The organism is Paraburkholderia fungorum (assembly GCF_046027605.1).
Taxonomy (GTDB): Bacteria; Pseudomonadota; Gammaproteobacteria; order Burkholderiales; family Burkholderiaceae; genus Paraburkholderia; species Paraburkholderia fungorum_F.
Window position 1 is genome coordinate 552,774 of sequence record NZ_JAQQEF010000002.1, and the last position, 13,615, is coordinate 566,388.

Genomic DNA, 13,615 nt, shown 5'->3' on the forward strand with positions numbered 1-13,615 from the left:
GCCTGCTAGACACACACGCGGGCCTTCGTCACGTAGCGCCTTCTCCCGGTACGAACACAAACGAGGTAACTGAAATGACAGCAGCGACGAAACTTCAAAGCGAAACCGCAACCAGCAAATTCGTGAGCATCGGCGAAGGCGATGCCGAACTGCGCCTGCATTACAACGATACCGGCCTGGGTGATGAGACGGTCGTGATGCTTCACGGGTCGGGCCCAGGCGCGAGCGGATGGGCGAACTTCAACCGCAACGTCGACGCGTTCGTCGATGCCGGCTACCGGGTGATTCTGCTGGACTGCCCAGGGTGGGGCAAGAGCGACTCCGTCGTATGCAGCGGCTCGCGTTCCGATCTGAATGCGCGCATGCTCAAGGGATTGCTGGACGCGATCGGCGTTGCACGCGTGCATATCGTCGGCAATTCGATGGGCGGCCATAGCGCGGTCGCTTTTGCTCTGGCGAATCCCGAGCGGGTCGGCAAGCTGGTGCTTATGGGCGGCGGCACAGGCGGCCCTAGCCAGTTTGTGCCGATGCCCACCGAGGGCATCAAATTGTTGCAGGCGCTCTATCGCGAGCCGACCCTCGATAACCTGAAACGGATGCTGAACGTCTTTGTGTTCGACACCACCACGCTGACCGAGGAACTGATGCAGGCACGTCTCGCGAACATGCTGGCGCGGCGCGATCACCTTGAGAACTTCGTGAAGAGCCTCGCTGCGAACCCGAAGCAGTTTCCGGACGTCGGTCATCGTCTTTCCGAGATCGCGGCTCCAGCACTCGTCATCTGGGGTCGTGACGACCGCTTCGTCCCGATGGATGTCGGCTTGCGTCTCGTGTGGGGCATGCCCAACGCAGACTTTCACGTTTTCGGTCGATGCGGCCACTGGGCGCAGTGGGAGCATGCCGCGAAGTTCAATCAAATGGTGCTTGAGTTCCTGGGGCAGTGAGGAGCTTCACGATGAGCAGGCGCGTGAAGCCGGTGCAAGATCAAAAGATGAAGCGTCGCCGTGCGGTGATCGTCGGCTCCTCCTCGGACAAAGGACAGTCACGAACGGTACTTGAAAGGCCGCAAGGGGTCGATCTCGGTCCTTCGAGCCCTGCAACGGGCGGCTGCAACCCCTCGGTTCTCGTATGTTTAGATATGGGAGATGGCTTGCGGCGATAACGCGGGTTATCACCGCTATCGTTATGCGGGTGGGATGCAATTCTGATCTCCGGTTTCGGCCGTGCGTTGCTGACTATGTCGAGGCGAAGCCGTCGACCTTCAGCGCTGCCGTCCCGCCTAATGAGTCCGCGTTCTTTGCGCCCTTTGCCTGGGCCGCCAGATTCGCATGCCCACGCTTTGGGTTTCCTGACCACCATTGAACGCAGTTTTGCTAATAGCAGTTACCAAAACTGAGGGAGACCTAAAATTCGTCCCTTTCGTGTTCATCTTCGCGGTCCGCGCGGCAGCGCGGCGTCACGAACTGATTCAATGCGCAGTAGCGACGGAATCTGCGATCGGACAGGTAGCACGGAACCGTGTCGGCGAAACAAGTCCTTAAGGCACCGGCATTGACAGACAGAAACGGGAGGATCTGCTGCGGCAACGAAACGAACCGGTCGCGGCAGTCTTCATTTCACGCCGATCGGGCAGGGTGGCGACATCACCACTACCTCAAACAGGAACGACAATGAACAAGCAGGAACTCGTCGATGCAATCGCCACTAAAACTGGCGCCAGCAAGGCAGCGGCCGCCGACACACTTGATGCGCTGATCGGCACCATCACAATGGCCGTGACGAAAGGCGACTGATTTTCGGACTGGCTGACGGCCGCGTGATCGACGACAGCGTCAGCGGCAACAGCGCTCGCTGGCTGAACCACGCCTGTCAGCCGAACCGCGAGCTCGATCGAGGACGAGCGGGGTCGGGCTTTCTTCGAGACGCTCAGAACAGTGATGCCGGGCGATGACCTTTTTATGGCCTACGGACTCACTATCGATGACGCGATCACGCCCGATTGGCCGCCGACTGCTCCGGTTCGATGCTGGCCCTGGCAAGCGAATATCGGTCCCGCCGGACGCGTTCGCGATGCCGGTTCGACTTTTACTTCAGTATTGCTATTACTTTTCCTTCAACGCACGCCGTCGAGCCAAGCGCGGCGGAGCGCAAAGTCCTGGCGGGTGAGCCGTTGCGGGGCGCAGGCAGGGAGCATGAGAAACGCTTGTCTGACTTGGATTTACGGGCAGCGTAGCCGTATTGCGATTTGCGCTGCTGTGGCGGGAAGACGACGCGTATCGTTGCCGATCCCGTATCAGCGGTCGGCGAAAAAGTGCTGCTGGTCACTTATACGCGTAACAACGAATGAGAATTCAAGGATCATCTGCATAGTCACAGCCCGGCTATTCCTTCGAACATCGAGGTGATGACCTGGTTCGGTTTCTTGCTGAGGGAGCTAGCGCGTCCCTACCGCCGCACAATGCATTCGCAGCGGATCGAGAGCATTTGTTTCGCTGAAGGAATTTCTGTCCCCTACGTTGCTGAAAGCAAGACATCGAAGCATTACTTCCTCGACGATAGACATTAATGAAGAAGCGGGCACTCGCGATTGCACTGACTGAGCTGACGGGCGGATGTGTGACTGGCCAAAAGATGGGCGACATTCATAAGGGCATGTCCAAACATGAGGTCGAATCAACGTTAGGAAAGCCGGACGGGTATCGGAGCGGGGAATACGAGGCGTTGCGCTACACGGATCGTCTAATCAGTGGATGGTCGTGGAACCGCACAGACTACACGGTGGTGCCGCAAAATGGTCGGGTGATCGAGTATGGCCCCGGTCAGGTGCGGCAGGAAGGGCCATGACGCCGAGGCCCAGAAAAGCATCGCTGTCGCCGCGTTTTCGGCCGCGCGATGCGGGTGGAGGGGAATGGCGTGAGGTTAACCGGCTGTGCTGCTGCGCGCGTCGATCTGGCGCAGGTCCGGTTTGAGTGCGTCCGACAGCGGCGCGGCGCCGCCCGCACGGGTCAACTGCCACTTCGGAAAGACGCCCGATGAATCTACGCTCCACGATTGGCCTGCGCCGTCCGCGACGATCGCGCGCGCGCCGCGCAGTTTGGAGGCGGGCAGCCGGTGTGTGCCGACAGGCGCTTCGCGCTCGAATGACAGGCTGCCTTGCTCATTGAAGACGACGGCAAGCGGACGCTCCGCCTGCCCGCACGCGCCGAGTGTCACGACCGCGGGCCCGGCGGAGGGCGCGCGCAGCACCGCGTCGGCGGGCTTGCGGCCGGCGAGGATCGCTGCAAGCAGCGCAGACGGGCCGGCCGGACCGGCTTGCGGATCGGACTTGCTGGCGGTATCGGCGGCGCTGACCGTGTCGGTGGGCACTGCGTCTTCGGACGCCTCGCCGATGCGCGTGCGCACGAGAGGCGCCGGCGAGTCGAGTGCGACCGGTGCGGCCATGCCATCGGCCTGCACGACGAGCATCACATGCCAGTCGTCGGGCGTATTGTTGTAGCGCGGCGCGAGCGAGACGAGGCGCAATTGCGACGCGTCGAAGCCCGCTTCGCGCAGCAGCAGGTACTTGGCGACCGCAAAGTCCTTGCAGACGCCGCTCTCGGCGAAGAAGCGCGCGGGCGGATAGTAGCTGCCGTCGGTGCCGTCGCGATAGCGGATTTCATTGATCAAGGCGTTGGCCAGCGTCAGCGCGGTGTAATCGCCCGCCTTCGCGCGCGCGTCGCGTACCTGCGTCACGAGCCGGTTCCAGCCTGCGGGCTTAAGTTGCCGATGCGCACGCATCGCGTCGCGCAGACGCTGCACGCGCGACGCGCCTTCGGCGGACGGTCGCGTTTCGCCTTCGAACGACGTCGCAACGAACATCAGGTCGCCGACCTGCGCAAGCTGAGGCCGCAGCTTGCGGTTCGCTTCCCACCACGTCGCGCTGCGCAGCCGTTCGATGCCAGGATCGAACGCGTCCTGTGCCGCTTCGGAGGCGTTTTCCCGGCCGGGTTCGGGTTGCGCGGCAGCCGGAATGACCGCTGCCGCGGGCGGTGTGGACTCGACGGCCGCTACGACGGGACGAACGATCACGCCACCCTGAATCGTCAGCGAAGACGGCTCACCGCGCGAAGGGCAGACGCTGTCGATCACCGTGATCGCAACGATGCTGCACAGTAATCGACGATGCAATCGCCCGCACATACGATCCCCACAATTCGGGCGAGTACGGAACGTGCCGACCCGCTTCAAGGTTGCCCGGGCTGTTCATACGGCCACCGCCGGGTGTCGCCAGGAACACTGCACATGACGTGCCAATCGTTAGTGTGAACGTGCAGGAAACTGACGGACAGGCGGTGCTCGGCGCGCACGCCGATTGTGCAGAGCTATGATGTGGATCGTCAGGGTGCAGGATGGTGGCTCAAGGCCGACAGGTTGCAGCGTAATGTCGTTTGGGACGCGGCATGTGTTCGGCAGCATACGGTGAGAAGCGATCGGGGGAGGAGGCGTTGCGGGGGGAGCGCGAATTCGCCGGCTTCATGCTGGCGTTAGCGGTCTTGAAAGCCGCTGGATTGCTTTCGCGATCCAGCGGATGTGGCTGTCGTGTTGTCATGCCGGGGCGGGGTGCTGGACTGACAGAGCGCTAAAGCGCATGGCCACTTTCGCCGAGGAAGCGTTGTCGCGACGTTTTACGCCGGCTTGCGCAGTAATGCCGTCAACGAACCTATATCTTTCGCGCTCTCCAGCTCCCGCACCATCGCAACGATTCGCTCGGCGCGTTCACGCGATACGCCCGCGTAACGCGCGCAGCCGTTGAATTTGTCGATGACGTCATTGAAACTGGCGGGATCTTGCGGGCTACCTTTGCCATAGTCGGCCTGACCGCTCAGCGTGCGACCGTCTTTCAGATGCAGATCGATAATCGTGCGCATCTTGTCAAGGCCGGCTGCATCAGCTACGGGGCTGTCATAGAAGTCCACACGGCTGATCATCTGCTGCACGTCGGGCCGCTGCACGACGCTGTCCTGAAACTCGGCGAGCGAGGCTTCGCCGCCCGTGACGAGTAGGATCGCCATGCAGAACTCCATGCTGAATTTCGCCTCGAGTCCAGTCTGTGGATGGTGGTGGATCAATGTGTTCAACATCTGTGCACTCGTGCCGACGCGCAATTGCTCGACCTGGTCGGCACGGATGTGATTCTCGCGAATCATCTTCTGCAGCAGGGTCATGCCGGGGTGGCTGAGCGACCCGGACGGAAACGGCTTGATCGATACGCCCGGCGACACCAGGGTCCAAGGATGACCGAGACGGTCGAATACGGCTGCGTCGAAGCCGCCGCCGGCTGCCTCGAAAAAACCGCGCTTCGCTTCGAGGATGTTCAGTGCGGCAGTCCACCCCAGTGCAGTCAGATCGTCGGCGACGATGCCAGCCTCTGCAGCGTGCCCTGCCTGGAAGGGTTTGGTCATCGTGCCGAAGTTTTCGCGAAGCCCGCTCGATTGCGCGCCGGCCAGACCATACGCGTTACGCACCTGTCTGACGTCGAAGCCGCGCAACTTCGCGCCGCTTGTGGCGGCGCCGAATACGCCGCAAGTTCCGGTCGAATGAAAGCCCTCCTCGTAATGGCGCGGCGCGATCGATTCGGCGATCTTCGTTTCCACCTCGACTGCAAGGTGATACGCGAGCATCAGGTCACGGCCCGTGGCATGCAGTGCTTCCGCGACGGAAAGCGATGCGGGCAGCGCTGTTACGCTCGGATGCGTCAGTAGTCCATACACGCGTGTCGGATTGACGGCGAGCTGGGTATCGTCGAAATCGTCCGCGTGAATTGCCACGCCGTTTGCGAATGCGGCGAAACGTGCGGGCACGCGCAGGTTCGTGCCAATTACGGTCGAAGATGCGCTGTGCGTCGGGCTGGACTCGGCGACGCCGAGTTGTGCGAGATAGCGTTGTACGATCGGACCGCTTTCCGCGCGGTTCGAACCCGCGAGCGCGAGGCCCAGGGCGTCCAGAATGGATTTTTTGCCGAGCTCGAGTAAATCGGCCGGTAGATCTTCATAACGCGTGCGCACGACAAAATCAGCGACCTGCTCAGTAATATGAGGCTCCGCGTTGCTGCTGGTCGCGCCAGGAGCCGTGGCGCTCGCGCCGCCCGTCGCGCTGGCCGCGGTCATTGCCCCCGAGGCTGTATTCTTTGCTCGCGCCAATGGCAGCATGCTGGTGGCCGCGGCCAGTCCGGCTACGAATTGTCTGCGCTTCATACTATCTCCATCGTTTGTTATTCGGGGCGTGTCGGGGAATGCGCTGTATTTATCGCAAGCCACAGTTTTCCGCGATGGATTCTAAAAGTTCATTGCAGCCAGTGCCTGCGATGACATTCAATTCGACCTTAACTCCAGGTTAACAATCGACTCGTAAGGAGCCCACAGATGAGAGATCGGCGAAGCCCTGCGGAAATACAGGTCAGGTCTAAGTGGTATAGGGTCAACCTATCGGCCCGCCGATTTTCCCCCGAACCTTCCAGCAGGAACTGCGTACCTATGGACGTCAGGCAACTCAAATATTTCATCGCTATCGTCGATGCAGGCCGCTTGTCCAAAGCATCGCAGAAGCTTTATGTGGCACAGCCGTCGCTCCCACGCGCGAGCATCAGCCATACACCAAAATATGATCTCCAGAAACGGGCTGGATTCAGATGTCCGGTGCCTGCCGCGATAACACCCGCAAACGGCGCTCGTGCCTTGGGCTAATTGAATACATCGCTCAATTCCTTGTTCGGAGCATGTCGCTTGCCGGGCGTACGTCAGTCGTCGAGCGACTCATGTACCGCTTCGGCCCCCTGCTTCCAGTAGCTGGCCGCGCGAATCCGTGACTTGTCGACGCCCCGTTCCGCGCACAGGTGGTAGCGCACCGCACGCATCGTCGCGGATTCGCCGGCGGCCCACACGTAGCCTTCGCCGTCTTCGGGCAGGTAGATTTCACGGACCGCTTGCAGCAAGGCCTCGCCGCGATAGCCCGACTCGCTGCGATGGCGCCAGACGATATGCAGTTCGGCCCGCGTCGCGAATTCGATCTGGGCCGACGGATCGGCCACTTCGATCACCGCCGCGGCGCGCGTGCCGGCAGGCAACTCTTCGAGGCGGCGGGCAATCGCCGGCAGCGCGGTGTCGTCGCCGATCAACAGATGCCAGTCGAAGCTGGTTGGGATCACCAGCGAGCCGCGCGGGCCGCCAATGCCGAGGTACTGGCCTACTTTGGCTTGCGCGGCCCACGTTGCAGCCGGGCCGGCCTCGTGCATGGCGAACTCGATGTCGAGTTCGCGCGCCTCGGCGTCGAAGCGCCGCGGCGTGAAATCGCGCGCGATCGGCCGCGGCTGGCCGGCGGGGAACACAGGGCCGTCAGGGCCGGCTTCCGGCAGAGCGGGTTTGTCGGTGCCAGGTTCGGGAAAGAACACTTTGATGTGATCGTCGAACGACGCAGAGACGAAATCGCTCAGATCCTCACCCGTGAAGGTGACGCGAATCAGATGCGGAGTCAGTGCGCGCACCGCTTTGACCTGCAACAGACGGAACTTCAGCGGATGGCGCACGCGATGGACTGCCAGATCGGCTCGATTGTCATTTGTCAGCATAAGGGTGCCACTCCTATTGGTTTGATTGGCGCGCGACGGTGCCGATGGGCACTCTTCCGCGCGCGTGTCGCGAATGTCCGGTAGCGCGAACTCAAGCAGCCGGTTCGCTGCCGGGCGTGCCGTCGCCTTCGATCTCATGTGCCGCGCGCATCAGAATCGCGGCGATGCGGCGCTGTTCGGCAGCCGGTGCGTTGTCACGGCGCAGGAGCGCATGCTTCAGCGCGCGGCGCGCTTCGTTCAGTTCAGGCAGCCAGCCGCCTTCGCTGATATCGGCCGGCTCTTCACCGGCAAACGCGCGGCGCACTGAATCCATCTTGCGGGCGATATGCGCCAGTTTGGCGAGCATCAATTCGACGCGATCGCGGTTGGTCGCCAGATATTCGCGGCCCGTTTCCGATAGCTCGTAGCGCTTGCGGTTGCCTTCGAGCTGCACCGTCACGTAGCCGAGTTCTTCCAGATACGTGAGCGCCGGATAGACCATGCCGGGGCTCGGGCTATAGAAACCGTTCGAGCGCGTTTCGAGCGCCTTGATCAACTCGTAACCGTGGCTCGGCTGTGCGTCGATCATCGAGAGCAGCAACAACTGGAGGTCGTCGGAACTGAATTTGCGGCCGCGCGGAAAACCGTCGCCGTCGCCACCGAAGCCGCCGGGCCCACCACCGCCGAAGCGCCCGCCGCGACCGCCGCCGCGATGCTCGTGATGGCGGCCGATTGCGTGCCACAGTGCATGAAACGAGAAGCGGGCGTGGCCGTGGTGGCCGAAGCGATGGCCGTGGTCGAAGCCGCCGCGGTCGTCGCGGTCGTCGCGTCCACCGTGGAGGTCGTCAGGGCGGCCGTGGCCGCGTTCGTCGCCGTGAAATTCTTGTTGGCCGCGGCGGCCGCGTTCGTCGTCGTGGAATTCGTGCCGGCCGCCACGGCCAGGCTCGTCGCCATGAAACTCGTGCCAGTCGCCGCGCGAGCCGTGGCGGCGGTCGAAACCTTCACCCCGAGCCTCGTGCTCGTATTGCCGGGCGAACGCATGCCAGAGCGCGTGCAGGGACGGGCGGTCACGCCCGCTTAGGAAACCGTCGTCCGGCCCACGCGAACGGGAAAAGCGATGATGATGACGCATCTTGGGAACTCCCATTTGTGTCTTAAGATGTGTCGTAAGATATATATCTAAAGATAGTTTGTCAAACTTCTTTTTGCATCGCTATCGGCAGACAACAAAGGCTGCGGCATTCAAGAAAAGGCGTTGAGAGACAACAAAGTCCGGTGCATCGGATAAATTAATTGTGCGGCGCAGCATTTTTTGTGCGCTCTGGGACCTCTTCAATTATCAACGGTAGGGGTGGACCCGCCGCTACTCACGCGCGACCCGAGAGAGCCCGGACGCGACGCTGTCAGTAGCAAACGCTGGCACGACAGGTCTCCGGGTTCTTCTGGTCGGCGACGATCTTGGGTTACTTGAAGCTACGAGCGAGCGGGTAAAAATGCCTGGGCACGCTCCGGCTACGACTGGCTCGCCGGAAGAGGCGCTGCGTTGGCTTGGGGACCAGCCGTTCGACGTATTGCTTGCCGATATCGCGATTCCTGGCATGTCGGGAATCGAACTCGCCGAAAAAGCGGTTCAGTTACGGCCGGCGCTGCGCGTTATCTTCGCCTCGGGCACGAGATGCCTGATGTTCCAGCGCTGACGTTTCGCTGGAAGGCGTTGCGCTAGCCCTATAGCCTGGACGAACGGGGCAGAGTAGTGGACAGCTCCGTGCTCTAAGCCCGCTCATCGACGTCTCGGCCGGACAAAGCGGCCGGCCCGGCGTGCCCATATTCCGCACGCCATGCATGGTCGTGTCCCCCCGATCATCGACGGGCCATTGTCGCGACGAAAGTCGGCGATCGTCTTGAAGTCTGGCGCCAGACGTCCTGTCAACCAGAGCGGAAATGTGCCGCTTCGCGCGACACTGCATCCGCTGCTTGCACTTGAACAAGCGTGTGATGACGCGCGAATCAGACCAGCGTCAGCTTGACGTCGATGTTGTTGCGCGTCGCGTTCGAGTAAGGACAGACGACGTGCGCTTTCTCGATCAGAGCTTGCGCCTGCGATCGGTCCATGCCCGGCAGCGAGATTTTCAGTTCGACTTCAATGCCGAAGCCATTGGGGATCCGTCCGATCCCGACGCTGCCGTCGATGGCCACGTCCTTCGGCAAGACGATCTTGTCGCGCGCGCTGACGGTCCTCAGCGCGCCGATGAAGCACGCGCTATATCCCGCAGCGAAGAGCTGTTCGGGGTTCGTGCCGTCGCCGCCTCCGCCGCCGAGTTCCTTCGGCGTGGTCAGCTTAAGATCAAGGTGGCTCTCGGGATCCGTCGCACGTCCGTCGCGCCCGCCGGTGACGTGCGCATGCGCACGGTATAAGACTTTTTCAATTTTCATTCTGGATTCCTTTCGTATCAGGGTGGTCGCGGGGACGTGGTTTTAAGTCACGCGTTTGCCGGGTGGCAACTCAACTCCCCCGCGCATGGAATCAATCTGGTAGGGCGGAAAGCAGCCCCGCCGTCAAGACAGCGTCGGCGCAACGCTTACTTTCCGGAGGCCAATCGCGCCAGTTCAAAGAAAGTTTTCACGCACCATTTCCAGCACATCCGCCCCGCGGCCATTAAGTACGGCGCGAACGGAGTACAGCGCCATGCCGATCGCGGGCTTTGCTTCAAAGAAAGGCGGTTTGACCAGTTCCAGCGGGTTGACAACGACATTAAGAAGCGCGGGGCCGGGTTGCGACAGCCACTCTTGCACGGCCGTTGGAAGCTCGGTGGCGTTTCGAACCGTTTTCCCCCAAAGGCCAATCGCGGCAGCCACTTTGCCGAAGTCCGGATTCTTCAGGCGCGTGAAAGTGTCGAGCATGCCCTCCGACTTCTGTTCGATTTCCACAAAGCCCAGCTTGCTGTTGTTGAACACGACGATCTTGATCGGCAAGTCTTCCTGGACCGTGGTGAGAAGTTCGCCGAAGAGCATGGAAAGGCCACCGTCTCCGCACATGGCGATGACCTGACGTTGGGGACATGCCTTTTGTAGTCCCAATGCACTCGGGAGGGCGGTCGCCATGGTGCCGTGCAGAAGGCTACCGAAGATCTGGCGTTTGCCGTTGACCTCAAGCAGGCGAATTGCCCACACCACCGGCGTGCCATCGTCCGCGCAAAAGAGCGCATCGTCGGCGGCATATTGGTTGATCACCGACGCCAGATATGAGCCGGGGATGGTGTCGTTGTGTCCGGGTACGAGATGCTTTCTTGCCGATGCCATGGTCTCGGCGTATCGCTTGACGTATTTCTCCTGGAACGAAGCGTCGTCCTTGCGCTCCAGGTGCGGCAGCAACGCCTGCAGCGTAGGTTGAATGTCGCCGACTGCACCCAGGGTGACATGATGTCGCCGGCCTAGATGCATCGGGTCGATGTCGATCTGAATAATCCTGGCCTCGTCGGGATAGAACTGACGCCACGCAAAGTCGGCACCCAGCAACAACAGAGTGTCGCATTCGAGCAGGGCGTTGTAGCCGGCTTCGTTCCCCAGGATGCCCGTCATGCCAATGTTGTAGGGATTGTCCGGCTCGAGAAAGCACTTTCCGCGAGAGGTGTGGGCCACCGGTGCCTTGAGCCGCTCAGCCACCGCCATGATTTCGTCGAGTGCCCCCTCGCAGCCGGATCCCGCATAAATTGCGATCTTTTTGCCGGTGTTGAGCGTCCGCGCGATCTCTTCGATCTCCGCGTCGCTCGGCCGGATGACCGGGCGACTATGATGAACGCGATAAGGGAAATCTTCTTTCACTTCGCCGTGCGACACGTCGACCGGTACGATCAGCACTGCGACGCCTCGCCTGGCCAAGGCGGCCTGGCAAGCCATCGCCGCTTTTTTCCTGGCCTGTTCGGGCGTCAGGATCATTTCGCAGAATACCGAGCACTCCTTGAAGATCGACTTGAAGTCCACCTCCTGGATGAACTCAAAACCCATCTCACTCATCGCCACCTGACTTGCGATCAGGACGACAGGAGCGCGATTACGATTGGCTTCATACAGTCCGTTGATGAAGTGCAAGCTCCCTGGACCGCAACTACCCGCACACGCAGTCAGGTTACTCGTGTACAGCGCCTCCGTGCCCGCCGCAAAGGCACCCGCTTCTTCATGACGAACGCTGACCCATTCAATGGAGCTGCGCTCCAGGTTCTCAGCAAACAGATTTAGCGTGTCGCCCACGATGCCGTAGCAGCGCTTGACTCCCGCCTGTTCGAGCACTTCGACAATGATTTCCGCAACTTTCTTGCCCATGTACGTCTCCGGGACGTGAGGTAATAAACAGGGAGAGAAAAAGCCCTGGGGATGGAGAGTGAGCAGGGGGAACGCCGTCGCCCCCCTCTCTGATTTCGCCGACGTGCAGATCGGGCACCTTCACCGCGTCAGCCATTCGGGCTTGCTCGAACCCCGTGGCACCAGCACCGTCCTGAAGGTCCCGGGCGTCTTCGACAGGACCACCTGGTCGGTCATGCCCTGATAGGTGCCCAGCGGGGTCTCTGCCGTGAACAGATCGGGGGCGACGTAGGCGTGCTCGTCGGAAGATCCGGCGGTCGCCCGGGCATAGTCCCTGTCGAAGATGCCGAGCGAGAACAGCCACAGCACGGTTCGGGTCAGAGAAACGGTGACGCGATAGCTGCCACCCTCGATCGCACGCCGGCGCAGCGCGGCGAGTACGCCGACCGTGCCGAGCCAGCCCACCACGTTGTCAACAATGGGGATGATGGGCGGCGATTTCGGACGCGCGAGCGTACCTTCGACGGCGAACAGCCCTGAGACGGCCGCGCCGATTTCGTCGAATCCCGGGCGATACTTCCAGGGGCCCCTGGCGCCGTGAAGCAGGACACTCGCATGGATCAACCCAGGCTTCCTGCCGCAGAGCTCCTCGGCTTCGAGACCATGGCGTTCCAGATAGCCCGGACGCTTGTTCGCGAAGAAGACATCGGCATCCTTCAGCAGCAGATCGAATTTCGCGCGATCCTCCTTCGAGTAGTCCAGGATCGTCGAACGCATCCCAACCTGAGTGTCCCACGCGAACGCCTCGATCTCGCTGTCGTCGAACGGCCGCCAGATGTTGAGGACATCGGCCCCGTGCAAAGCGAGGTCTCTCCCGATGGCCGCGCCGGCAATCACGTGACCCATTCCAAGTGCGCGAATGCCGTCCAGCGGACTGGTGCCCTCTTTCCGGAACGGGATTGGCTCGCTTTCACCGATCTTTTCCACGTTGATCAGCGACATGCTCGAGAGGACCTCGGTGTACTGAAGCTCCTTGCTGAATTCCTCGAAAGTTCGCACCTTCGCGATGACGATCCCGGCTTCCGCCGCCGCATTCTCCAGGTCGTCCGCGCGCCATTGCAGAATCGCGTTGCGCACGGCTTCCGGGCTGGAGTCGCAGCGCAGCAGGCTGAGCTCGCGGGCAGCCAGCTTCGGATAGATGTTCAGGGGCACGACGTGCCGTCCGTCGCGGGTTTCGCGAAACAGATTCGTATCGACTTTGAGGGCCGGAGGACGTCCATTGATCGTCTCCCATTTCAGATCGAAGAACCCGGCGAAGCGCCGCAACGCTTTACGAACGTCCACTTCGATGTCCTGTTCCTCGCCGCTGCGCAGTCGCCATAGCGCAGCGACACCGACAGCCTTGGCGGCGAGAGCGATCGCGGACAACGAGCCGAAGCGGAAGAGCGCGGGAATGATCGGATCCCGGCCGTGGAAAGTGATCTTGCCACCGCTGTCCGCCGTCGATAACCCGACGTCTTTCAGTACGTCATTGAGCGCGCCGTGCAGATCGATATCCGCGTTCCGTGCCGGATTCGCGAGATTCGATTGAATGATTCCGGTGAGCCGATCCGGATCGTTTTCGATTGGAAGATTGGTCGAGTCTGTCATTTGAGGAATTGTTTTCGATAAGGGAGTGTCAACGGCCCGCGGCCACTCCACGCGGGCCTCGGCCACGCGTGGAGTGGCCGCACC

General features: G+C 61.5%; 10 protein-coding genes and 2 pseudogenes. 5 read left to right on the forward strand and 7 right to left on the reverse strand.

The genetic code is table 11. The features are described from left to right. Positions 1-74: 74 nt before the first annotated feature. From PQR53_RS05830 to PQR53_RS05840, 3 genes and pseudogenes are all read left to right on the forward strand, one after another. Positions 75-944 (forward strand): alpha/beta fold hydrolase, encoded by an 870-nt coding sequence (locus PQR53_RS05830; protein ID WP_408451624.1) that lies wholly within the window; start codon positions 75-77, stop codon positions 942-944. A 726-nt stretch (positions 945-1,670) separates the two neighbouring features. After that, a pseudogene (locus PQR53_RS05835) lies at positions 1,671-1,790 on the forward strand (HU family DNA-binding protein); the annotation flags it as partial. A gap of 775 nt (positions 1,791-2,565) precedes the next feature. After that, positions 2,566-2,844 (forward strand): hypothetical protein, encoded by a 279-nt coding sequence (locus tag PQR53_RS05840; protein WP_408451625.1) that lies wholly within the window; start codon positions 2,566-2,568, stop codon positions 2,842-2,844. Between the two features lie 75 nt (positions 2,845-2,919). Here PQR53_RS05840 and PQR53_RS05845 read toward each other — a convergent pair whose 3' ends face one another. Then, a complete protein-coding gene (locus PQR53_RS05845) occupies positions 2,920-4,167 on the reverse strand; it encodes a transglutaminase domain-containing protein (RefSeq protein WP_408451626.1) in 1,248 nt (415 codons plus the stop codon). A 497-nt stretch (positions 4,168-4,664) separates the two neighbouring features. Beyond that, positions 4,665-6,233, reverse strand: coding sequence for an MmgE/PrpD family protein (locus PQR53_RS05850; RefSeq protein ID WP_408451627.1), 1,569 nt, complete (start codon positions 6,231-6,233; stop codon positions 4,665-4,667). Positions 6,234-6,512: 279 nt separating this feature from the next. Between PQR53_RS05850 and PQR53_RS05855 the strand changes: the two are divergent. Further along, a pseudogene (locus PQR53_RS05855) lies at positions 6,513-6,608 on the forward strand (LysR family transcriptional regulator); the annotation flags it as partial. 167 nt (positions 6,609-6,775) lie between these two features. On the opposite strand, the gene PQR53_RS05860 reads toward PQR53_RS05855, so the two are convergent. After that, positions 6,776-7,603 (reverse strand): siderophore-interacting protein, encoded by an 828-nt coding sequence (locus tag PQR53_RS05860; RefSeq protein ID WP_408451628.1) that lies wholly within the window; start codon positions 7,601-7,603, stop codon positions 6,776-6,778. A 91-nt stretch (positions 7,604-7,694) separates the two neighbouring features. Then, positions 7,695-8,714, reverse strand: a complete 1,020-nt coding sequence (locus PQR53_RS05865; protein ID WP_408451629.1) for a PadR family transcriptional regulator — start codon at positions 8,712-8,714, stop codon at positions 7,695-7,697. 361 nt (positions 8,715-9,075) lie between these two features. Here PQR53_RS05865 and PQR53_RS05870 point away from each other — a divergent pair, with 361 nt between their 5' ends. After that, the gene (locus tag PQR53_RS05870) at positions 9,076-9,279 is read left to right on the forward strand and encodes a response regulator (RefSeq protein ID WP_408451630.1); all 204 of its coding nucleotides are present in this window, start codon (positions 9,076-9,078) and stop codon (positions 9,277-9,279) included. 310 nt (positions 9,280-9,589) lie between these two features. Here the strand turns inward: PQR53_RS05870 and PQR53_RS05875 are convergent, their stop codons facing one another. The 3 genes from PQR53_RS05875 to PQR53_RS05885 all read right to left on the reverse strand — a co-directional run bounded on the left by PQR53_RS05875 (position 9,590) and on the right by PQR53_RS05885 (position 13,597). Then, the gene (locus tag PQR53_RS05875) at positions 9,590-10,015 is read right to left on the reverse strand and encodes an organic hydroperoxide resistance protein (protein WP_408451631.1); all 426 of its coding nucleotides are present in this window, start codon (positions 10,013-10,015) and stop codon (positions 9,590-9,592) included. A 174-nt stretch (positions 10,016-10,189) separates the two neighbouring features. After that, positions 10,190-11,902: a thiamine pyrophosphate-dependent enzyme gene (locus tag PQR53_RS05880; protein ID WP_408451632.1), complete on the reverse strand. Its 1,713-nt coding sequence runs from the start codon at positions 11,900-11,902 to the stop codon at positions 10,190-10,192. Positions 11,903-12,022: 120 nt separating this feature from the next. Further along, positions 12,023-13,597 (reverse strand): CoA transferase, encoded by a 1,575-nt coding sequence (locus tag PQR53_RS05885; RefSeq protein WP_408451633.1) that lies wholly within the window; start codon positions 13,595-13,597, stop codon positions 12,023-12,025. Positions 13,598-13,615 lie beyond the last annotated feature (18 nt).